The organism is uncultured Winogradskyella sp., assembly GCF_937958655.1.
In the GTDB taxonomy this organism is placed as follows: Bacteria; Bacteroidota; Bacteroidia; order Flavobacteriales; family Flavobacteriaceae; genus Winogradskyella.
Map to the genome: position 1 here is coordinate 1 of NZ_CALGNH010000082.1, position 23,392 is coordinate 23,392.

16 protein-coding genes are annotated in these 23,392 nt (G+C 35.4%); 11 read left to right on the top strand and 5 right to left on the bottom strand.

The features are described 5' to 3' along the window. A partial coding sequence (locus Q0800_RS13510) for a TRAP transporter small permease (RefSeq protein WP_299130744.1) occupies nucleotides 1-412 on the top strand: 412 nt, incomplete at its 5' end. Between the two features lies 1 nt (nucleotide 413). Further along, nucleotides 414-1,721 carry a TRAP transporter large permease gene (locus tag Q0800_RS13515; protein ID WP_299130749.1) on the top strand — a complete coding sequence of 436 codons (1,308 nt, stop codon included), beginning with the start codon at nucleotides 414-416 and terminating at the stop codon, nucleotides 1,719-1,721. A gap of 40 nt (nucleotides 1,722-1,761) precedes the next feature. Here the strand turns inward: Q0800_RS13515 and Q0800_RS13520 are convergent, their stop codons facing one another. The 5 genes from Q0800_RS13520 to Q0800_RS13540 all read right to left on the bottom strand — a co-directional run bounded on the left by Q0800_RS13520 (nucleotide 1,762) and on the right by Q0800_RS13540 (nucleotide 6,482). Further along, nucleotides 1,762-2,733, bottom strand: a complete 972-nt coding sequence (locus Q0800_RS13520) for a Gfo/Idh/MocA family oxidoreductase (protein ID WP_299130752.1) — start codon at nucleotides 2,731-2,733, stop codon at nucleotides 1,762-1,764. Between the two features lie 12 nt (nucleotides 2,734-2,745). Continuing rightward, the gene (gene uxaC, locus Q0800_RS13525) at nucleotides 2,746-4,146 is read right to left on the bottom strand and encodes a glucuronate isomerase (protein ID WP_299130754.1); all 1,401 of its coding nucleotides are present in this window, start codon (nucleotides 4,144-4,146) and stop codon (nucleotides 2,746-2,748) included. Nucleotides 4,147-4,241: 95 nt separating this feature from the next. Continuing rightward, nucleotides 4,242-4,757: a LacI family DNA-binding transcriptional regulator gene (locus tag Q0800_RS13530; protein WP_299130756.1), complete on the bottom strand. Its 516-nt coding sequence runs from the start codon at nucleotides 4,755-4,757 to the stop codon at nucleotides 4,242-4,244. Between the two features lie 5 nt (nucleotides 4,758-4,762). Then, nucleotides 4,763-5,431: a bifunctional 4-hydroxy-2-oxoglutarate aldolase/2-dehydro-3-deoxy-phosphogluconate aldolase gene (locus Q0800_RS13535; protein WP_299130759.1), complete on the bottom strand. Its 669-nt coding sequence runs from the start codon at nucleotides 5,429-5,431 to the stop codon at nucleotides 4,763-4,765. A gap of 4 nt (nucleotides 5,432-5,435) precedes the next feature. Further along, a complete protein-coding gene (locus Q0800_RS13540) occupies nucleotides 5,436-6,482 on the bottom strand; it encodes a sugar kinase (protein WP_299130762.1) in 1,047 nt (348 codons plus the stop codon). 148 nt (nucleotides 6,483-6,630) lie between these two features. Between Q0800_RS13540 and Q0800_RS13545 the strand changes: the two genes are divergently transcribed. From Q0800_RS13545 to Q0800_RS13585, 9 genes are all read left to right on the top strand, one after another. Next, nucleotides 6,631-7,650, top strand: a complete 1,020-nt coding sequence (locus Q0800_RS13545) for a LacI family DNA-binding transcriptional regulator (protein WP_299130765.1) — start codon at nucleotides 6,631-6,633, stop codon at nucleotides 7,648-7,650. Between the two features lie 404 nt (nucleotides 7,651-8,054). Continuing rightward, nucleotides 8,055-8,789, top strand: coding sequence for a ThuA domain-containing protein (locus tag Q0800_RS13550; protein WP_299130768.1), 735 nt, complete (start codon nucleotides 8,055-8,057; stop codon nucleotides 8,787-8,789). Nucleotides 8,790-8,855: 66 nt separating this feature from the next. Beyond that, complete coding sequence (locus Q0800_RS13555) at nucleotides 8,856-10,352, top strand: FGGY family carbohydrate kinase (protein WP_299130770.1); 1,497 nt, start codon at nucleotides 8,856-8,858, stop codon at nucleotides 10,350-10,352. A gap of 12 nt (nucleotides 10,353-10,364) precedes the next feature. After that, entirely contained in the window at nucleotides 10,365-11,690 is a 1,326-nt protein-coding gene (gene xylA, locus Q0800_RS13560) for a xylose isomerase (RefSeq protein ID WP_299130772.1), read from the top strand. A gap of 74 nt (nucleotides 11,691-11,764) precedes the next feature. Beyond that, nucleotides 11,765-13,195, top strand: coding sequence for a sugar porter family MFS transporter (locus Q0800_RS13565; protein ID WP_299130775.1), 1,431 nt, complete (start codon nucleotides 11,765-11,767; stop codon nucleotides 13,193-13,195). A gap of 226 nt (nucleotides 13,196-13,421) precedes the next feature. Next, on the top strand, nucleotides 13,422-16,568 hold the full coding sequence (locus Q0800_RS13570; protein ID WP_299130778.1) for a TonB-dependent receptor: 3,147 nt from the start codon (nucleotides 13,422-13,424) through the stop codon (nucleotides 16,566-16,568). Between the two features lie 12 nt (nucleotides 16,569-16,580). Further along, complete coding sequence (locus tag Q0800_RS13575) at nucleotides 16,581-18,503, top strand: RagB/SusD family nutrient uptake outer membrane protein (protein ID WP_299130781.1); 1,923 nt, start codon at nucleotides 16,581-16,583, stop codon at nucleotides 18,501-18,503. Nucleotides 18,504-18,548: 45 nt separating this feature from the next. Then, the gene (locus Q0800_RS13580; RefSeq protein WP_299130784.1) at nucleotides 18,549-21,623 is read left to right on the top strand and encodes a SusC/RagA family TonB-linked outer membrane protein; all 3,075 of its coding nucleotides are present in this window, start codon (nucleotides 18,549-18,551) and stop codon (nucleotides 21,621-21,623) included. A gap of 12 nt (nucleotides 21,624-21,635) precedes the next feature. Next, entirely contained in the window at nucleotides 21,636-23,378 is a 1,743-nt protein-coding gene (locus tag Q0800_RS13585) for a RagB/SusD family nutrient uptake outer membrane protein (protein ID WP_299130786.1), read from the top strand. The last annotated feature ends 14 nt before the right edge of the window (nucleotides 23,379-23,392 follow it).

Here is a 23,392-nt window from a genome sequence, read left to right on the forward strand (position 1 = left end):
TCTTGATGTACTTTTTCAAGTTTTCTCCAGATATGTTTTGGGTGAATCGTTTACATGGACAGAAGAATTTGCGCGATTCTCATTAATATGGATGACCATTTTAGGTGCAGCCTATCTCAATGGCAAAAAAGAGCATTTGTCAATGGATTTTTTATACCAGAAATTCTCAGCTTTAAATCAAAAAAAAGTTGCAATACTCATCGAAGTTTTGGTGTTTTTATTTGCGCTTGTAGTTATGGTTATTGGAGGTCTAAATTTAGTGTATACAACCTTACATTTAGAGCAATTGTCAGGAACGTTGAGAATTCCTCTTGGCTATGTTTACGCTATAATGCCTTTTAGTGGGTTTTTAATTATGTGCTTTTCGGTCTATCACATTTCAAAAATTTTAAATAATAAAAACGCTAATTAATATGAGTATAGAAATTATAAGTATTATCGTTTTGTTTGTGAGTTTCTTTACCTTATTGCTACTCAAGGTACCTGTGGCCTATAGTATTGGTATTGCAACCACGTTAAGTCTTTTATTAAATATTGATAAACTGCCAGGTATTACTACCATTGCGCAGCGCATGACCACAGGTATAGATAGTTTTGCACTGTTGGCTATTCCATTTTTTATTTTAGCTGGTGATATTATGAAACGCGGAGGCATAGCCACACGACTCATTAATTTTGCTAAATCCTTAGTTTCTAGTTTGCCAGGTGGATTAGCGTATGTTAATGTTTTGGCATCGATGTTATTTGGTGCTATTTCTGGTTCTGCGCTTGCGGCAGCATCAGCAATTGGTAGTATAATGACTGAAAGAATGGAGGAAGAGGGTTACCCAAGAACGTTAAGTGCCTCTGTAAACATTACGGCTTCTACCACAGGATTGTTAATTCCGCCAAGTAATATTTTAATAGTTTATGCTTTGGCGAGTGGAGGTACAGCGTCTGTTGCAGCTTTATTTATTGCTGGTTATTTGCCAGGTTTATTATTGGGTTTCGCAATCATGGGCTATGTTGCTTTTATTGCGATTAGCAAAAATTTTACAAGAGGTAAACGTGCTTCATTGTTTGAAATTTGGACGTTCTTTAGAAAAGCATTTTTCAGTTTGTTATTATTAGTTATTGTTGTTGGAGGTATTGTTGCGGGTGTGTTTACAGCGACTGAAGCTTCGGTGATTGCAGTGTTATATGCCGCTATATTAGCATTAGTTTATGGTGATATGAAAATTAAAGATTTTCCTGAGGTGTTACTTTCTAGTGCAAAAACAACGGCAGTTGTTATGTTTTTAATTTGTACCTCAATGGCCATGTCATGGCTATTTTCTTTTGAGGGAATTCCGGAAATGATCAGTACCTTTTTATTAGAGTCGTTAAACAACAAGTTCGCCATATTTTTAGCCATCAACCTTATCTTATTAGTTATTGGAACGTTTATGGATATGACGCCAGCGGTTCTTATATTTACACCAATATTTTTGCCTGTTGTAACAGCTTTAGGTATGGATCCGGTGCACTTTGGGATTGTGATCGTATTGAATCTTTGTATCGGTATTTGTACACCACCAGTAGGAACTTTGCTCTTTGTGGGTAGTGGTGTTGCCAAAGTTTCGGTAACTCAGGTGATTCGACCCTTGTTGCCATTCTTAGCAATAATGGTAGCGGTTTTAATGCTGATTAGTTTTATTCCTGAGATATCAATGTATTTGCCAAGATTGTTTGGGTTAAAATAAGCGTAATCCCTAAAGACTTAAAAAAGAGCGGCGTTAGCTTTTATGCTATAAAACGGTCAATAATCTGTAGACCCTCTGCACCATCTTCAATAGGACATGGATTTTCACCTTGGCCTAAAAAATAGATAACTGTAGCTTCTATTATGGGCTGTTGGATATGCTTTGGATGTTCAAAAGTCATAACCTTTGTTTTACCTTCGACCACTGACGTAATTTCATTTCCAAAAAAAGGAAATCTGAGATGGCCTTTAGTACCAGAAATATAACACACATCGATTTGTTCGGTGTCTTCGGCAACAAAATTCCAATGACCAATACAGGTGATACCATCCTTAAAATCTATAGTACCATTAACCTTACTGGCTACATTTGGTTTTGAATGTTCGGTAGACGATTCACCCGAAAAGTCGATACTATTGCCAAACCAATAGAGTAACAAATCAATTTGGTGTGGCGCCAAGTCGTTAAAATAACCACCGCCCGAGATGCTAGGGTCAATACGCCAGTTTGAATCTGTTTTGGCGACTAAAGCAGCTTGTCTAGATTGCTTCATTTTTACTTCAACAGCATTGATATCACCAATGAGCTTTTCGTCGATGATGCGTTTTACTTCTAAGAACATGGGTAGCTTTCGCCTGTAATGCGCCACAGTTAACTTAGAGCTACTTTTTTCTAAGGCTTCTATTAGTACCAATGCTTCCTCGTAATTTAGGGTCATTGGCTTTTCTATATAAATATCCTTGTTGTGTTGTATAGCTTTTAAGGCATACCCTAAATGGCTAGATGGTGGTGTGGCTATATAAATGGCTGTGATATCTTTGTGCTGAAGTAAATCGTCAGCATTATCGTACCAAAGAGGGACGTTGTGTCGCTCTGCATAATCCTTTGCTTTTTCTGCATCTCTACGCATTACGGCAAGCAACTCGGAATTTTCAACTTTATTAAATGCTGGGCCGCTTTTTACTTCGGTAACATCACCGCAGCCTATAATACCCCAAACTACTTTTTTCATAGAAGAATATATTTAGAAATCGAAATAGTTTTTGGCATTGTAATAACAGATGTCGCTTACAATTTTCCCAAGATGTTCTGAGTCATTGGGTAATTCGCCATTAGCCACATCATTTCCAATGAGATTACATAGAATTCTTCTAAAATATTCATGTCTAGGGAAGGATAAAAAACTACGAGAATCCGTAAGCATACCAACAAAACAACTCAATAAGCCTTGATTGGAAAGGGTGTTTATTTGTTTTTCCATACCATCCTTTTGGTCTAAAAACCACCAAGCAGAGCCAAATTGCACTTTACCTTTTATGGTACCATCATTAAAGTTGCCCACCATAGTGGCAAAGACCTCATTGTCTGACGGATTTAGATTATAGACTATTGTTTTAGCTAATTGATTTGTGCTGTCCAAGGTATTTAAGAATCCGCTCAGGGCTTTGGCTTGGGGAAAATCTCCCATAGAATCAAAACCAGTATCTGGTCCTAATTCGCTAAGTAAACGTTTATTGTTATTTCTTATAGCACCTAAGTGTAACTGTTGCGTCCATCCTTTTGCATGATACATTTTACCTAAATGAATCATCGTTTCAGCTTTAAAAAACTGAACCTCTTCGGTTAACAGTGCTTGGTTTGTTTTAACTTTTTTGAAAAGTTGATCAATATCAAAAATCTTAGTATTAAAATGGTATAATTGCTCTAAGCCATGGTCAGCTAATCGGCCACCAACATTATGAAAATAATCTACTCTACTTTGTAATGCAGTAATTAAATCTTGGTAGTTGTGTATGGATTTACCAGAACTAGTTTCGAGAAGGCCTAGGTAATGATTGTAACTTGTTACATCTTCAACAGCAAACGCTTTGTCTGGTCTAAACGTTGGTAAAGTTTTTACTTTAGAGTGGTCTTTAGCAATGGCTTTATGATGTTCTAAATTATCTGTTGGATCATCAGTGGTACACAAAGATTCAACATTCATTAACTTTAATAAGCCATTAGCAGAATGTGATTTTTGTTTTAATAATAGACCGGTTTTATCCCAAATGGACTCTGCTGTTTTTGGCGATAATAATTCTGTAATACCAAAGTAATTGCTTAATTCTAAATGCGTCCAATGGTATAATGGGTTTCTAATGGTAAAGGGTACCACTTCTGCCCATTTTAAAAATTTATCTTTATCGGAGGCATCACCTGTAATATATTTTTCATTAATTCCAAAGGCACGCATAGCTCGCCATTTGTAATGGTCGCCAGCTAGCCATACTTGGGTAATATTTTCAAACTGTCTATCTTCAGCAATTTCCTTTGGTGATAAATGATTGTGGTAATCTATAATTGGAAGTGCTTTAGCATACTCATGATAGAGCGATTTAGCGATCGTAGTTTGAAGTAAAAAATCTTTTGTAATAAATGTATTCATGTAAGCTAAATTTACAGTGTAAATATAAAGACTCTTACCCTAAAGTTTAATGATAATTATTACAAAAGCCACTGAACTAAATAGCTAATTTCCGATTATGCACTAAGAACGTTAAGTACGCTGTTGTAAGAGGATTGCTTTATATCTTCTATAGATTGATTTTCGTTAACATTAAGAGATACAATAGGGAATGAATTATCTAAATGTGGTAGTTTATGATTTTTATCTGATGATACCAGGATAACACCATCAATTGAGCCATCATTTAAACCATTGATGTACTTTGTTTCTCGTTCTTCAGAATTAAAAGTTTGAAATAATAATACTCTATAATCTGAATTTTCAGCTGATTTTTGTAAATAAAATAACGCTTGGTTATAATTAGAATCAGTTACTGAGGGTAAAAGTACAGCAATGGTTTTAGAGCGTTTTCCTCTGAGTGCCACAGCAAAATTATTTGGAATGTAATTCAGTTTTTTCGCAATAGTCTTTATGGTGTTTCTCGTTTCTTTACTAATATCTTGCTTATCGTTTAAAGCTTTTGATACGGTTGAAACTGAAAACCCAGACCTATACGATATTTCGCGGATGGTAACAGCAGAAGATTTCACAATAGTTAAATTTTTAAGGATTTAATTATATCGAGTGCATTTTTAGTGTCTGATTGTATTTTACTCAAATCATAACTCCCGTCTTTTTCTTTGGCAATAAGTTTAGAGCCCATACCTACACAAGTTACACCAGCGTTAAACCAGCCCTCTAGGTTCTCTCTTGTTGGAGCAACACCTCCTGTTGGCATTATGCTGGTCCATGGTTGTGGGCCTTTAATAGCTTTAACAAATCCAGGGCCGTATATACCACCAGGAAACAATTTAACGACTTCACAACCTAGTTCCTCAGCTCTGCAGATTTCGGTTAGAGAACCGCAACCTGGAGACCACATTACTTTTCGTCTATTACAAACAACAGCAATGTCTTCCCTTAGCACTGGTGTTACAATAAAATTGGTACCTAAGGCCATAAAGCGAGACGCACTAGCTGCATCTGTAACCGAACCAACTCCCATAATCATACCTGGAAGCTCTCTAAGCGCATACTTATTTAATTCGCCAAATACCTCATGCGCAAAATCACCTCTTGCTGTAAATTCTAAAAGCCTTGCTCCACCATCATAAACAGCTTTTACAACCTTTTTACTTAATTCTATATCGTTGTTATAAAATAATGGCACTAAGCCCGTATTTTTCATAACTTCTGCGACTTCTATTCTTGAAAAATTTGCCATAATGTTATCGTGCTACACGTCCAGAGGCATCACCGCCCATTAATTTTTCTACTTCTGCTACAGTGACTAGGTTGGCATCACCTTTTATGGTATGTTTTAAACACGATGCTGCAACTGCAAAATCTAGTGCGTTTTGGTCATCTTCAGGGTATTTTAATAAGCCATAGATTAATCCGCCCATAAAGGAATCTCCTCCGCCAACACGGTCTACAATATCAGTGATTTGATACTGTCTTGTTTCATACATTTTTTTCCCATCGTATAAAACGCCAGCCCATGTGTTATGAGATGCTGAAATGGAACCTCTAAGGGTAGTAATTACTTTTTTGGCTTTAGGAAACTTCTCCATCATTTGCTTACATACGGATAAAAAGGCCTCGGCTTTTACATCATGTCCATGCTTATGTACATCTAAACCTTCAGGATGAATGCCAAAATGTTTTTCCGCATCCTCTTCATTACCCAAAACGATATCACAATATGACGTAAGCTCTGTCATTACTTTTTCTCTATGAGCATCATCACAATAGGTCCAAAGTTTGGCTCTATAATTTAAATCTGTAGAAATAGTTACACCCATGTCGCTCGCTGTTTTTACCGCTTCTAAACACGTATCTGCAGCACCTTGAGAAATTGCAGGAGTAATACCTGTCCAATGAAACCAAGCGACATCTTTAAAGACGGACTTCCAATCAACCATACCTGGTTTTATCTCTGAAATAGCAGAATGTGCTCTGTCATAAACTACTTTACTTCCTCTACTTACAGCACCAGTTTCTAAGAAATAAATACCTAAGCGGTCACCACCATAAATAATTTTATCTACGCCAACGCCCCTTTTACGCATTTCCATCATGGCACACTGACCAATATCATTTTGAGGTAAACGCGTTACAAAATCAACAGGAACTCCATAATTAGCTAAAGAGACAGCGACATTAGATTCGCCACCTCCATAAACAACATCAAAACTAGATGCTTGAGAAAATCTTAAAAATCCAGATGGTGCTAATCTTAGCATAATTTCACCAAATGTTACTACTTTTTTCATTTGAATATAATTTTAATAGGTCATTAGTTATTTTTTTGTTTAAACGTTTAAGCAATCGTTTTAAAAAAGAATTCAAAAAGGATTTTATTTTGAATTTTATGAAGTAAACCGTAAGTTTGCTTAAACGATTAAGCAAATATATAAAATCTTGTCAAATAAAAAAAAACCGACTATAAAAGATATTGCTTCAGAGCTTAATATATCCGCAGCTGCAGTATCTAAAGCCTTGCATAATGACCAAAGAATAAGTAAGGAAACAAAGGCCGCTGTTAGGCGTGTAGCTAAAGCGCTTAATTACCAACCTAACCATTTGGCCAGCGCACTTAGAAAAGGAAAGAGCAACTTAGTCGGTGTAATTGTACCTAGAACCTATAGTAACTTTTTTTCTTCTGTACTAGAGAGTATGGAGGAGGTGCTAAGCAAAGCAGGTTACAATATTATCATTACGCAGTCTAATGAATCTTATGAAAAAGAATGTAAGAATATAGACACTTTGCTATTTACCCAAGTAGATGGGATCATTGCTTCAATGGCTAATGAAACGGTAAAACTATCTTATTACGAAAAAATAAAAGCTAAAGGTATACCGTTGATTTTATTTGATCGTGGTGAAAATGATTTAAATGTAGATTACATAGGTATTAATGATTACGACAGTAGTCATATGATCATTAAACATTTGGTGGAAAAAGGATGCAAACGCATAGCTCATATAGGTGGTTATAGACGTACTCGAATTTTCAATAACAGAATTAGAGGCTATGTTGATGCTTTAAAACAATACAAATTACCTATAGATGATCACCTTCTTACAGAAAGTCCACTAACACTAGAAGATGGCCGACGAGAAATGCAACGACTACTAAATTTAGAAAACAGACCAGATGCAGTCTATGTGGCTAGTGATTATGCTGCGTTAGGAGCATTACAGGTTTTAAACGAACATAAAATAGACGTTCCTAAGGACATCCGTTTGGTAGGTTTTGGTAATGAGCCTTTTACATCATTAGTTAGTCCTTCCATAACAAGTGTTCATCAGCAAAGTAAGGATATTGGACGTCTTGCTGCTCAAACATTTTTGAAACGTATTGCTGAGCCTAAACTAAAACAAACGCTAAATAAAATTATTCTAGATGCAGAATTGATTGTTAGAGATTCTTCAAATTAACTTCAGTAGGTGACGTATTTTAAAAGGTCGAATAGTACAGGTTTTTAAAATAGAACTAACTCTACATTACCTGATATTTGTTTTTAACACAAAAAAAAATAGCTTTCTAAACTAAGATTTATAAAACCTGTTAGTTTTTGCGACATCAACTAAAATATGATGTTAAAATTATAGATTTAAAGACTTAATTGTATTTAAAATATTAGATTGTCAACCCAATTTAAATAAAACCCAAAAAATTAGTGGTAAAAATTTGTCGACTTATGATTATTGGTTTAGTATTGACTTTTAATACCAAAGAACAGATAAGGACAATTTTGCATAAAAGCGCAGCGGTATAGCTAATCAAAATTGTTAAAAATTTTATATTTTCAAAAATTGAATTATTCCTCAAAATAATTGAAATGAATATTAAAGTTATAATTTGTTTTCTTCCAGTAATACTATTGCCTTTTGGAGTTATGGCACAAAAGGAGCAACCTAACCTTTTAGTATTTACAAAAACCGAGGGCTTTCGTCACAAATCGATACCAGCAGGTATTAATTTAATGACTGAGTTAGCGCGCAATAATAATTGGAATATCTCATTCACTGAAGACTCTAATGATTTTGAAGTCGAAAATTTAAAGCAATACAACGTTATCGTTTTTTTAAATACAACAGGAAACGTCTTTAATGCAAGACAAAAAGAGGCTTTAAAAACATATATGGCAAGTGGTAAAGGTTTTATTGGAATACATGCTGCCACAAATACCGAAATGGAATGGCTTTGGTTTACAGATATGATTGGCGCTGTCTTTAGAGACCACCCAAAAGTGCAAAATGCGACACTTCGTATAGAGAAATCAATTGCGCATCTGGCTATCAATCATTTAAATGAAACAGAAGTTTTTAGAGACGAATGGTATAATTTTAAAAAACCTGTTAGTGAGGATGTTAATGTGTTAGCTTATTTAGATGAAGAGTCTTACCAAGGCAAAAAAATGAATACAAAAAATCATCCTATTACATGGTATCACCATTATAATGGAGGTCGTGTTTTTTATACAGGTATGGGACATACCGCAGAAATTTATGAAGATTCAAGATTTAAAAAATTAATACAAGGCGCTATAAATTGGGCTTTAGACACGGAATAAATAGAAACTAAAAACAACCTTTCAAAAAAAATAAAAAAAATAAAAGACATTATAATTAATCAATAAATGAATTATTACCTAGGATTAGATATAGGGAGTTCTTCCATAAAAGCTGCTTTAGTAGAAGTAATGTCTGGTAAGAGCTTAGGCGTTGTACAAGAACCCGAGGAAGAAATGGGTATGTTTGCTCAAAAAAATGGTTGGGCAGAGCAAGACCCAAATGACTGGTGGCAGCATGTTTGTAATGCTATTCAAAAATTAAAAAAACAATATAACGTTAGTGCGGCGCAAATAAAAGGTGTAGGTATATCCTATCAAATGCATGGTCTTGTGTTGGTTGATAGAGATGGTAATCCCTTACGCAAGAGTATTATTTGGTGCGATAGTAGAGCGGTTGAGATTGGTAATAAAGCCTTTAATGAGATTGGTAATGATACATGCGCAACGCAACTATTAAACTCACCAGCAAATTTTACAGCTTCAAAATTAAAATGGGTTAAAAATAATGAACCAGAGATTTATAATAGCATATATAAGTTTATGTTGCCTGGTGATTACATAGCCTATAAGTTTTCAAATACAATAAACACAACTGTACCTGGTTTGTCCGAGGGCATTTTCTGGGATTTTAAAAACAATAGTATTGCCGATTTTCTACTAGACTATTATGGAGTAGATAAAGCACTAGTTCCAGAAATTACCGAAACTTTTGGTCAGCAGGCCGTGGTCGATAAAAATGGTGAAGACCAAAGCGGATTAGCAGCAGGTACACCGATCTTATACAGAGCTGGTGACCAACCTAATAATGCCTTATCCTTAAATGTTTTTAATCCTGGTGAAGTGGCAGCAACAGGCGGAACCTCTGGTGTTGTTTATGCTATTACGGATAACCTGTCAGTAAAAGAAAGTGCTCGAGTTAACAACTTTGCACACGTTAACTATAAAAAAGAAGCTGCCGCAAGAATAGGAAAATTACTGTGCATAAATGGAGCAGGTATCCAATACCGTTGGTTATTAAATAATTTGGCGGTAAGTTCTTACGAGGAGATGAATACCTTAGCGGCAGAAATTCCTATAGGTTCCGATGGAGTATGCCTAATACCTTTCGGAAACGGTGCAGAGCGTATACTTAATAATAAAGATATAGGGACGCGTGTTGTAAATATGAATTTAAATAATCATCATAAAGGGCATTTGTGCCGAGCAGCTTTAGAGGGTATTGCATTTTCGTTTGTGTATGGCATGGAAATTATGACATCTGATGGTATTGCACCAAGCGTTATTAGAGCTGGAAATGATAATTTGTTTCGGTCAGAAATATTTGCAAATACCGTAGCCACGTTGATAGAACAAGATATAGAAATATATAATACAACAGGTGCTATTGGTGCTGCTAGAGCAGCGCATCTTCATAATGGTGATTTTGAAGCCTTTGGAAAAGTGATTATGGATAACGACCATGTGATGACATTTTTACCTTTAAAAGATAAGACAGCATATACAGAAGCATATCATAATTGGAAACGAGAATTAGAACTTGTATTAGAGAGTATAACAACATAAACATAAATAGGAATGGCAATTATAGGAAACAAAGAGTATTATAAAGGAATCGGTGAGATTAAATATGAAGGAAAGAAATCAGATAATCCTTTGGCATTTAAATATTACAATCCAGAACAAGTGGTTGCTGGAAAAACAATGCGCGAGCATTTCAAATTCGCTATAGCGTATTGGCACACCTTCTGCGGACAAGGCAGCGATCCTTTTGGCCCTGGTACACAAAATTTTGATTGGGACCAATCTAGCAACCCAGTGCAAGCGGCAAAAGATAAAGCAGATGCAGCATTTGAATTTATAAGTAAAATGGGATTTGATTATTTCTGTTTTCATGATTATGATTTAATTGAGGAAGGAGACACATTTACACAATCCGAAGAACGATTAACTGTAATTACAGATTATATAAAAGGTAAGCAAGATGCATCAGGTATAAAACTATTATGGGGAACAGCCAACTGTTTCTCTAACCCACGTTATATGAATGGTGCAGCAACCAATCCAGATTTTAATGTGGTAGCCAGAGCAGGTGGGCAAATTAAATTAGCCTTAGACGCTACTATTAAATTAGGTGGAGAAAATTACGTGTTTTGGGGCGGACGAGAAGGATATATGTCGCTGTTAAATACCGATATGGGACGCGAGCTAGACCATATGGGACAATTCTTGGCTATGGCGAGAGACTATGCACGATCACAAGGATTTAAAGGTAACTTTTTTATTGAGCCAAAACCCATGGAGCCTATGAAGCATCAATACGATTTTGATTGTGCTACAGCCATAGGATTTTTGCATAAATACGGCTTAGAAAAAGATTTTAAAATGAATATTGAAGTTAACCATGCAACCTTAGCGCAGCATACCTTTCAGCACGAGTTAGAAGTAGCGGCTAATGCAGGCATGTTAGGAAGCTTAGATGCTAATAGAGGCGATTACCAAAACGGTTGGGATACAGATCAATTTCCAAACAATATACAAGAAACGACGGAAGCTATGTTGGTGTTTTTAAAAGCAGGTGGCTTACAAGGCGGTGGTATTAATTTTGATGCTAAGATTAGAAGAAATTCAACCGATATGGAAGATGTATTCCATGCCCATATTGGTGGTGCAGATACTTTTGCAAGAGCCTTGCTTATTGCCGATAAAATTATGACATCTTCACCTTACGAAAAATTAAGAACAGAACGCTATGCGTCTTTTGACTCAGGTAAAGGTAAAGACTTTGAAAATGGTAAATTAGCATTACAAGACTTATACAAAATCGCTCAAGACAATGGCGAGTTATCATTAAAAAGTGGTAAACAAGAATTGTTTGAAAATATAATTAATCAATATATTTAGCAACAAACAATTTTTGACTGATAGGGGAGACACCTCTTCAAAAGAGATATTATAAACTTTTAAAACTAATTATTTTGACAACAGAAGAACAGGTAAATAAATTATATGTCATTGGACTTACCATAGTAGCCGCATTAGGAGGATTTCTTTTTGGATTTGATAGCGGTGTAATAAATGGTACTGTAAAAGGCTTAGAAGTAGCATTTGAAGCGCAAAATATAGGTAGTGGATTTAATGTTGCATCAATGTTATTAGGTTGTGCAGTAGGAGCATTTTTTGCAGGAAAGTTAGCCGATTTGTATGGTAGAAGATCTATGCTTATAGCAGCTTCTATTTTGTTTATAATTTCTGCATGGGGTTCAGGTATTTCAACAAACTCCATAGAATTTATAATATATAGGATTCTTGGCGGCTTAGGGGTTGGTGCAGCCTCTGTTATGGCTCCAGCTTACATTAGTGAAATTGCTCCTGCAAAATATAGAGGTGCATTAGGCACTACACAGCAAATTGCTATCATTGCCGGTTTGTTTTTCTCATTTCTTAGTAACTATAAATTAGCCGATATTTCAGGTTCTGCGTTAAATCCTTTTTGGTGGGATTATGAAACATGGCGTTGGATGTTCTGGATTGAATTGATTCCGGCATCTATTTTCTTTATTTTGTTATTGTTTATTCCTGAGAGTCCAAGATATCTTGTCGCAAAAAGCGAAAAAGCCAAAGCACAGAAAGTACTTAGTAAACTTTACGGAGTGCTTTCAGGGGAACAAAAAGTTAAGGAAATAAATGATTCTTTGTCATCAGATCATAAACCAAGATTTTCAGATTTATATGATAAAACAATTGGACGTTTAAAACCGATAGTGTGGGTAGGTATTGGTCTTGCTGCATTTCAACAGTTTGTTGGTATTAATGTTGTTTTTTATTACGGAGCTGTTCTATGGCAAGCCGTTGGTTTTGATGAAGGCGATTCATTATTAATTAATGTAATTTCAGGAGCCTTGAGTATTGCAGGTGTAGTATTGTCATTGTTCTTAGTAGATAAGATTGGGAGAAAACCAATATTGCTTATTGGTTCTATAGGCATGAGTGTTACTTTAGCTCTAGTAGTTTATGCTTTTTCTTCTGGTACATTAGAATTGAATACAGCTACAGGGCAAGAAATACTAAAATTAAGCGATAATATGGGGGTTTTAGCACTTATTGCGGCAAACGCATATGTTATGTTGTTCAATTTTTCTTGGGGTCCCGTAATGTGGGTAATGCTTGGTGAGATGTTTCCGAATCAAATCAGAGGTTTGGGCTTAGCAATTGCTGGTTTGTCTCAATGGGTTTCAAATTTTATAATAACACTAACTTTTCCAATAATACTAGGTTCACTGGGATTAGCCTTTGCTTATGGTATATATACTTTAGGAGCAATACTTTCGGTGTATTTTGTCTTTAAAAAAGTTCCAGAAACAAAAGGGAAAACGCTTGAAGAAATGGAAGAATTGTGGAAAAATTAAATTTAAGCTTGCAAAATAATTGTTAGTCAATGTTTTAGCTTGTGCTAAACTTTCTGAAAATCTAATAGTCGATTAAAAATATATTAGTACAGTACAGTACAGGATGCGAAAATATAATATAAGTTATAAAATTGTTAACATATTATTATGATTTGATATTGTTGTATTTAGAGGCTAATAATCATGATAAATTATAACTAACTCTATGTTGAAATTTAAACTGAATATGAAACAAAAATTAAAAAAACAATTTCCTGTTTCTGGGTTTGCATTATTACTGGCAATAGTGTTTACTAGTTTTACGGCAATTAATACAGAGGCTCAAAATACGGTTTCTGGTGTTGTAAAAGATGCTGGTGGTATGCCTATACCTGGTGCAAGTATAGTGCAAAAAGGAACCGCTAATGGTACATCAACAGATTTTGATGGCAACTATACTTTAGAATTAGCTTTAGGTGAACAAATTTTACTGGTTTCTTATGTCGGTTTTAAAACGCAAGAAATTCAAGTTAATGGCAGAACAACCCTAGATGTGTTGTTAGAGGAGGATGTTGCAAGTCTAGATGAAGTAGTTATCATTGGTTATGGTACGCAGAAAAAAGAAAGTGTAGTAGCCGCTATTTCACAGATAAAAGGTAAAGAATTAATGGAGAGAAATCTTGGTGTTGCCAATGTTGAGCAAGCGCTGCAAGGGAATTTACCTGGTGTTGTTGCTATACAAGGTAGTGGAGTTCCTGGTGAAGATAATATTAGGATTTTTATTCGTGGTAGAAGTTCGTGGAATGGTAATGGCGATCCTCTTGTACTCGTAGATGGTGTTAGGAGGTCAATGAACGATATAGATATGAATGATATCGAAAATTTATCGGTGCTTAAAGATGCTTCTGCTACAGCGGTTTTTGGTGTAGAAGGTGCTAATGGGGTAATTTTAATAACCACCAAGCGTGGTCAAACAGGTAAAGCGCAATTGTCGCTAACTGCTAATACAACCATTAAAACAGTTTCTCAATTACCAGAAAAATTAGATTCGTTTGATGCTTTATTAGAGGCGAATAGCGCTATTTTAAGAGGAATAGCTCAATCCCCTAATACATGGGCTAATTATACACCGTTAGATATTATAGAGAGATATCGTAACCCTGCTAGTTTAGAAGAAAGCTTTATTTATCCTAACGTTGATTGGGAAGATGAGTTATTGAAGGATTTTGCACAGGATTACAGAGTTAATTTGTCTGTGCGTGGCGGTAATAAAACAGCTAAATATTTTGGAAGTTTAGCATACCAAACAGTAACAGATATTTTTGACGGAGAACGATACGATGCAGGCAGAGGTTATTCAAGCGAGTATCGCTACGATAGATTTAACTTTAGAAGTAATATAGATTTTAACATTACAAAAACTACGGAGTTGTCTGTTAGTCTAGCTGGTTTTTTAGGTATTAGAGAGAGTCCTGGTAGCTTAGGTAATGTTACTAATGGTCTTTACTTAATAGCACCAAGCCTTTACACTCCAGTATATCCAGATGGAGTGTATGGACAGCCATTTAGTCCTTTTAATGTCTATAACAACCCTTTTGTTACTTTATCGGATACTGGTTATAGCACATTTAGAACCTTTCAAGTTAATACTGATTTTATATTAAAACAAAATTTAGACTTTATTACTGAAGGCTTGACATTTCAAGGACGATTTTCTTTAGATAATAATCAGACAAGTAGCCAAAATTTAAATGATGGTGGCTTATCAGATGTGCTTTACAGAATTTATGATGGTGACCAAGCGGTTGAACTCATTCCAGATAGTAATACAAGATTTGGTTATGTGAGACCACCATGGGAATTAGGGGAGTCACAAGTCCAAGATGGTTCTAGAAGACGACAAATGGTTTATGATGCTTCATTAAATTATAATAGAACTTTTAACGAAAAGCATAACCTCTCAGGGCTGTTTTTAGTTAGAAGACAGGAGAGAGCAAGCGGTACAGGGATTTTTTCCTTTCCTTCGTTCCGAGAAGATTGGGTAGGAAGGGTACAATATAATTATGACTCCAGATATTTCTTAGATCTCAACGGAGCGTACAATGGTTCTGAGCAATTTGGGCCAGGGTTTCGTTTCGAATTGTTTCCTTCATTAGCAGCAGGTTGGACCATCTCAAATGAGGCTTTTATGGAAAATGTAGATTGGTTGAATTTGCTAAAGTTTAGAGGGTCTTACGGTCTAATTGGTGATGATCAGTTTATTACAACTAGTCTAACAGACGCGAGATGGGGATATCTTACACAATATGAATCTGGTAGTTCTGCATTTTTTGTACCAAGTAATTATACAGGAAGATCGCCTTATACGTTTTACAGAGAAGCCGTTGTCGGTAATCCAAACCTTCAATGGGAGGAAGCTATTAAATATAATATAGGAGCTGAGTTTAATTTCTTTGATGGCTTGTTAACAGGTGAGGTAGATTATTTTGCAGAAGATCGTAGTGAAATCGTTATTGCTGATAGTCAAATTATACCAGATTATGTGGGTATAACCTCTCCATTCGTTAATAGAGGTGTTGTTGAGGTAAGGGGATATGAGATTGTTCTAGGATCCCAATATACGTTCAACAATGGTTTAACATTAACAGCTGATTTTAATTTTACACAAGCCATAGATAAAATCATAGTAAGAGATGATCCAGAATTGAGAGCTGCGCATCTTAATCAAGCTGGTTTTAATATTGGTCAAGGAAGAACAGGCATACCAGCAGGTATATTAACGAGTTGGGACGATATTTATAGTTCAACACCACTAACTCAAGATCAAGGTGCTGTACGTCCTGGATATTATGATCTTGTAGATTTTGATGGAGATGGAATTTATGATTCAAATTTCGATAATGCTCCTTTTGGTTATCCAAACCAGCCACAAAGAACTTGGGGCTTTACCCTAGGCGCACGATACAAAGGTTTTAACATGTCTGCACAATTATATGGTACTCAAAATGCCTCTAGATTATTCAGTAACCAAACTTTTGGAAATTCTACACCGTTAATCTTTGAGCAAGATTTAAATTATTGGACTGTTGATACTCCAAATAATACAGATACTCAGCCATCATTTGGTGTTCCAGCAGCTAATAACCCAAGAGATAATTGGCTAGATGCCTCTCTAGTAAGGCTAAGAGCAGTTTCATTATCTTATGATATTCCTAGAGAATTTTGTGAAAAAATTGGATTAACGAAACTTCAATTGTTTGCAAACGGAAATAATCTGTTTTTATGGTCTAATCTGTTCGATGATAGAGAATTCAATAGAGATGGAGGAAGCCAGTCACGAGGGGATTATCCTACCTTAAGAACATTTAACTTTGGTTTTAATATGAATTTTTAAAAAAAAGAAATTATGAAAAGTTATAAAGTAAAACTATTAATAATCTTAGGATTAATAGTCTCGTTTTCTTGCGAGGATTATTTAGATGTGCAGCCAGATGCTGTTATAGATGAAGAATTCGTTTTTTCTACCTTTAATAATACGCAAGGTTTTGTTGAAGAAATGTATGCTCTAGTAGTGTCTTACGAACAGCAAACACACACCTTTCAGGATTTTCTTTTGGGAGATGATGGTTTTGTTGATAGGCCAACAAAAGCTAGTGGCGATATTGATGCTGGAAGATTCAATGATGTGATAAGGGATAATTTTTGTTATTTAAATAATCATTTTAATTCTCAATTTGGATCATCAGGGACTAACTCTGCTAATGTAGAAAACACCAACGCTTTTAATAGACAACGACCAGGACTATATGATGGTAGCTTGCGTGGTATCCGTAAGGCTAATATTGTTATTCAGAATGTAGAAAGTTCTGAAAACGGAGGGAGAGATTTAATGGTCAATGCAACCCAAGCTGAAAAAGATGTCATTCTAGGACAAGCTTACTTTTTTAGAGCGTTTTTTCATAATGAGATTATGAAATTTTGGGGACGTTATCCATACATTGATAGAGTTTTATTAGATGATAGAATACCGCGTCCAGAGACCTATAGAGAAACTGCTTTACAGGCTAATGAGGATTATCTAAAAGCCATTGAATTATTACCAGTAGATTGGGACCTCGAGCCTTATGGACAGTTAACACAGGGTGAAAATAGAGGTAGACTTACCAAAGGAACAGCATATGCTTTTCAAGGTAAGAACCTACTATTGGCAGCAAGTCCATTAATGAAAGGTAATAATGTAAGTATTAATACGTATGACTATGACACAGAATTATGCGACATGGCTGTTGAGGCCTTTTCAGGAATTCTTCAATTAGCAGATCAAGGGCGTTATGCATTAGCATCTTGGGAAGACTATGATGATGTGTTTTGGAGATCGCCTGCACCAGGTGTATGGCCAGGAAGTACGGAGTTTATATTTGCCGCTTCTGGTGGTAGTCAAGGACAGGCGACAAGATTTATGGCATCAGGTGTCAATAGAGCTGTCCACACCACTTCTGCCGGATTTGAAGTTATTAGTCCTACCCACAATTTTATTCATAATAATTTTGGTATGGCTAACGGATTGTCTATAGAAGATGATCTAAGTGGTAATTTTGGTCCACCAACTTACGACCCTACGCAGCCTTTTGCAAATCGTGACCCACGTTTTTACAGATGGCATATTATAGATGGCCAAATTATAGATCCAGGAGCTGAAGATCCAAATCATGTTGCTGCACAACTTTGGTTTGAAAACTCTAGCAATAAAGGATTTCACCGCAGTACTGGTGCTGAAAACATCAAAGTAAAAAATAACACTGGGTATATGTGGACAAAATTTTACCCTAAAGTTGATAATAAGTTTCACAGTAGATGGAATCCTATTATTAACCAATATGTTGGTGTACGCATGCATATGAGGCTTACTGATGTTTATTTAATGTATGCAGAAGCATTACATGCGTCAAGTGGTGCAACAGCAGTACCTAGTTCCTATGGACTATCGGCAGAGAGTGCTATTAACGTATTACGTAATAGAGCTGGTATTCCTAATGTACCTGCTAGCATAGTAGGAGACAACAACAAGTTTATGGATGAATTAAGAAGAGAAAGATCAGTTGAGTTAAGTTATGAAGCACATAGATGGGTTGATATTAGACGATGGGGATTAGCGCATTTAGACAAGTATAGAAGGAAATTAGCCTTAGATTTTCCGCAAGACCAAAGTAATTTCACAGAAACACTCCTTGTAGATAGAATTTGCGAGTTCCCTAAGCATTATTGGTTACCATTTCCAGCAGCACAAACACTAATTTACGAAGGCTTCCCTCAAAACCCTGGATGGTAAGGAGGGCGTCTTTAATAAATTCGTTTTAATTAATATAAAGAAAAAATGAAGATAAAAAAGTTATATAAATACTTTACGCTATTAGTCGTAGTGCTAAGTTCCATTTGTAATCATGCGATAGCGCAATCAGATGCTTTAGAGGTAACAGCAACTGTGGTTGATGAGCAAGGTAATGCTATAGAAGGAGTTGAAGTTTTTGGTGCAAATGGAAATAAGACAACTTCTGATGTTAACGGACAGTTTAAAATTAAATTATTAGATGATGAGTCCATTCTGCTTGAAAAAAAGGGTTATACATCAATTAATATTACTGTAGCTGATTTAACTGGTAGTATTACTATGGAATCATCGTTATTTTTAGCTTCTAAGGATGATGAAATAAAGATGGGAGTAGCCACCAAATACAAACGTAATATTGTTGGTGCAGTATCATCAATTAACACAAAAGACCGATTAACTTATGACAATACTCAGCGAGTTAGAGATTATATTAACGGACTAATGTTGGGAGTTAGAGGCTCGGATAACATTAGAGGTATTGGAGGTGTAGGTGACGCTATTTTCGTTATTGATGGAGTTATTGGTCGTGATCCTGATATTTTAAATATGGAAGAGGTTGAGCAAATAACAGTACTTAAAGATGCTAATTCTGTTGCCCTTTATGGTAGTCAAGGAAGAAATGGTGTTATTGTTATTAATACTAAACGAGGAAAAGCCAATAAAAAAGAAGTTAATGTTAATGTACGTTCTGGATTTAGGACGCCTATTTCGTTACCAAATTATTTAAGTTCAGCTGCCTATATGCAGCTTTTTAATGAAGCAGTTGCAAACGATGGAGTTCCTGCTGCCGGATTTTCAGCTGAGAGAATACAAAATACCAGAAATGGCCTAAATCCTTTTGAATTTCCAGATGTAGATAGTTATTCTAGCCAATTCGTTCAACCTCTTACCACTTTTACAAATGCTATCACTGAGTTTTCTGGTGGCAGTGATAAAAATCAATACTATGTTAATGTAGGATGGAATCGTGAGGAAGCATGGGTAGATATTAATGAGGATATAAACCCTGGCATCAATCGTTTTAATGTAAGAGGGAACCTAGATTTTAAAATAAATGATTGGATTACAAGTAGTCTTGATGGAATTGCAGTAATAAGCACCAACAGAGGTTCTAGAGCCAATTTATTAAATGCTGGTACTACGTTATTACCAAATGCGTATGCACCTTTTTTACCTGTTGATTTAATAGATACTAGCGACCCTACATTAGCAGGAATCGTGCAAGCTGCAAACACCTTTGATGGTTTTCTTTTAGGTACAACACAACAGTTTGGATCAGACGCACCTATAGCTCTAGCGATTGCAGGTGGGTATAGAGACATCGTGTTTCGTTCAACCCAATTTAATAACAATATTAATTTTGATCTAGATAGAATAGCCAAAGGCTTGTCTGCTAAAACCTATGTAAGTTTTGATTTCTTCGATTCTTATAATTTATCTATAGAGAATCAATTTAAAACCTATGAACCAATTTGGGACGATGGTAGTATAATTGGGCTTAATGTTTTTGGAGAAGATTTAAAAGATCAACGACAAGAGACAACCACTAACGGCTTTTTAGCAAGATTTGGTGTTTATGGACTTATAAATTATGACAGGACTTTTGCTAATAATCATACTTTGAATACGACCTTGTTAGGTTTTTACAATTCACAAAGGAGAAATGACGTTATACAAACCGATGTTGATACGCACTTAGGTTTTCAAGCAGCTTATGACTACAAAAAGAAACTATTTTTTGATTTTACAGGAAACTATATAAACTCCATAAAACTACCTGAAGGAAATAGAGGAGCATTTTCGCCAACTGCTGGTATAGCTTACATCATAAGTGAAGAATCTTTTTTAAAGGATAGTAAAACTATTAATTACCTTAAATTAAAGGCTTCTGGAGGTATTTTAAAGTCAGATAGAGGAATTAGAGCGCTTAATTCTAATGGTACCGTTGATGAAGACGCTAGCGACTACTACTTATATGATGTAAACTATGCATTCGGTAACAATGTTGGTTGGGGAGATGGAAACACGAATCAAAGAATAGATTTTAGACAAGCAGAAAATCTTGATTTAACATTTGAGGAACGTATAGATTTAAACTTAGGTTTCGAAACCTACTTAATGAATTCGCTTTGGATTGAAGCTAATTATTTTAAAACAGAATTAGACAAACAATTAACATTTCTACAAGATCAATTCCCATCTTTTTATAATACATTTAGACCGTATAGTAATTTTGATAAGAACTTATTTACAGGTTTTGAGGTTGGTATAAACTTCAATAAAACATATAACGATTTTTCGGTTGCCTTAGGTGCTAACGTGCTATATAGCCAAACTGAAAGAGTAATAAGATCTGAAGTATTTGCTGAGGACTATCTACAAACACAAGGACAAGAGATTTCTACAATTTTTGGTTTAGTAGATCAAGGTTTTTATGCTGCATCTGATTTTGATACCGATGGTAATTTAAATGCTGGTTTACCTGTTCCTCAGTTTGGTGATGTTCAACCAGGAGATATAAAATATCAAGATTTAAATGGAGATAATATTATAGATAATGATGATAGAAGAGGAATTGGGCAATCGAGCAGCCCATGGACTTATGCCTTAAACCTTAATTTAAACTACAAGCGATTCAACTTATTTGTTTTGGGTGTCGGTCAATCAGGTGCTCAAGGTAATAAGCTAAATAATAGTTTTAACGAATATTATTCAGTAGATGGTGCAGATAAGTATTCAGAAGTTGTTTTAGGCCGATGGACACCAGAAACAGCAAGTACAGCAACTTTCCCTAGGTTATCAGCGCAATCAAATCAAAATAATTTTAGACAATCTACGTTTTGGTTATTCGATAATAGTTACTTTAATATTAACCGAGCACAGTTAACCTATGAATTTAAAGATACGTTTTATAAAGATTTAGGTATTGAGGATTTAAGCGTGAATTTTTCAGGAACTAATTTGTTTGAAATAGGTGAAAATAGAGATGTTCGTAGATTAAGGATAGGCAGTGCACCACTAGCGAGATCATTCACTCTAGGCCTAAGAGCATCATTTTAATACAATAAGAAAATGAAGATTATTACAATGAAGAATTTAATAAAATATATATTAATTGTGTCTGTATTTACAGGCATGATTGCTTGTGAAACCTTCGAGCCGATTGAGGAAAATAGGTTAGATTTTGATTTTATTTTATCCGATCCAAATGCAGCAGAAGGTGTATTGTTAAATGGATATACAGGTTTAGTTAATCAATATTCATTTACTGAAGTAGCTACTGATGATGCCGTTAATAATATATTAGATAACAACCTTAAGCGTATGGCGCTTGGTGAGTTAAATGCACAATTTAATCCTACAGCACGTTGGGGTAGTTTTGAGCGCGTATTCTGGCTAAACAGATTCTTAGAGGTTGTTGAAACAGGTGTAACGCAGTGGAGTAGAGACACATTAACTAATACTATGTTTGAGATGCGTTTAAAAGGCGAAGCCTTTGCATTAAGAGGATTACATCATTATTATGTACTTCAAGCACATGCTGGTATTGGTCAATCAGGTGAACTTCTAGGTATTCCATACTATACTGAGTTTATTGAGCCAGATGGTAATTTTAATGTGCCACGATTATCGTTTGAAGCTTCTGTAGAGGCTATTATGGCAGATTTTGATGCAGCACTAAATCTATTGCCAACAGATTATGGTTTAAGTGCAGGGCAAGTAGATCCATGGTATTCAGAATTAGAAAACTTTGATTTTGCTAAATATGGAATCGTAAATGATAACTTTTTTGATTTGCGTATTTCAGGTAAAATAGTAAGAGCTTTAAAAGCTCGTTTAGCCCTTTTTGCGGCAAGCCCTTCTTTTTTAGATAGTCAAAACTATTACGATATGGCAGCTACCAATGCAGCTCAAGTTTTAAATACAATAGGCGGTGTTGCTGGTTTAGATCCTAATGGTATCGAATTTTATACGTCTGATGACAATATTCAGAGTGATGAATCACTATGGCGTGGTTCAATAGGTGGTAATACGTTTAATTTTGAAAGAAGAATATTTCCTCCGTCTATTAACGGAAATGGCGAGATTAATCCAACAGATAACTTTGTAATGTCATTTCCTATGGCAGATGGTTTTCCTGCAACAGCAGCTAATGGTTTTGATCCTCAAAATCCTTATGCCAACAGAGACCCTAGGTTAGAAAAATACGTTATAGTTAATGGCGCCAATTTTGGAGGTAGTACAATAAATACTGGTCTCGGAGGTGGTATTGATAGGTTAGATTCTATACCTCAGCAGTCTACAACCACAGGATATTACCTAAAAAAATTATTACGACCAGATGTTCTTCTTAATGATAATGGAACGGCTCAGGGACAAAGCCATGCTAATGTTTATTTTAGATATACTGAATTGTATTTAATATTAGCCGAAGCAGCTAATGAAATTGGAGGTCCAGATAATCAGGTAGGTGGTATTACCGCTCGCGATGTTATTGCTGCACTGCGCAATAGAGCTGGCATCAGCCAACCAGATAACTACCTAGCATCAATTTCGACTAGAGAAGAAATGCGAGAGCTTATCAGAAATGAACGCCGTATTGAGCTAAGTTTTGAAGGCCATAGATTTTGGGATATTAGAAGATGGGGATTACCTTTAAATGAACCCGCTAGAGGTTATTTTTTTGACGGAAATAATTATATTGATTTGCCTTCGGTTGAAGTTAGAAATTTTCAACCATTTGCAACGTATTTACCAATTCCTAATTCTGAGATTTTAAAATTTTCAGAACTTGAGCAAAATATGGGCTGGTAAAATAATTTTATATA

Excerpts from the sequence above, each read along its gene's own strand:
- Q0800_RS13570 (WP_299130778.1), top strand. The coding sequence starts at position 13,422 with ATGAAACAAAAATTAAAAAAACAATTTCCTGTTTCTGGGTTTGCATTA.
- Q0800_RS13575 (WP_299130781.1), top strand. The coding sequence starts at position 16,581 with ATGAAAAGTTATAAAGTAAAACTATTAATAATCTTAGGATTAATAGTC.
- Q0800_RS13550 (WP_299130768.1), top strand. The coding sequence starts at position 8,055 with ATGAATATTAAAGTTATAATTTGTTTTCTTCCAGTAATACTATTGCCT.
- Q0800_RS13515 (WP_299130749.1), top strand. The coding sequence starts at position 414 with ATGAGTATAGAAATTATAAGTATTATCGTTTTGTTTGTGAGTTTCTTT.
- Q0800_RS13585 (WP_299130786.1), top strand. The coding sequence starts at position 21,636 with ATGAAGATTATTACAATGAAGAATTTAATAAAATATATATTAATTGTG.
- uxaC (WP_299130754.1), bottom strand. The coding sequence starts at position 4,146 with ATGAATACATTTATTACAAAAGATTTTTTACTTCAAACTACGATCGCT.
- Q0800_RS13520 (WP_299130752.1), bottom strand. The coding sequence starts at position 2,733 with ATGAAAAAAGTAGTTTGGGGTATTATAGGCTGCGGTGATGTTACCGAA.
- Q0800_RS13555 (WP_299130770.1), top strand. The coding sequence starts at position 8,856 with ATGAATTATTACCTAGGATTAGATATAGGGAGTTCTTCCATAAAAGCT.
- xylA (WP_299130772.1), top strand. The coding sequence starts at position 10,365 with ATGGCAATTATAGGAAACAAAGAGTATTATAAAGGAATCGGTGAGATT.
- Q0800_RS13580 (WP_299130784.1), top strand. The coding sequence starts at position 18,549 with ATGAAGATAAAAAAGTTATATAAATACTTTACGCTATTAGTCGTAGTG.
- Q0800_RS13535 (WP_299130759.1), bottom strand. The coding sequence starts at position 5,431 with ATGGCAAATTTTTCAAGAATAGAAGTCGCAGAAGTTATGAAAAATACG.
- Q0800_RS13540 (WP_299130762.1), bottom strand. The coding sequence starts at position 6,482 with ATGAAAAAAGTAGTAACATTTGGTGAAATTATGCTAAGATTAGCACCA.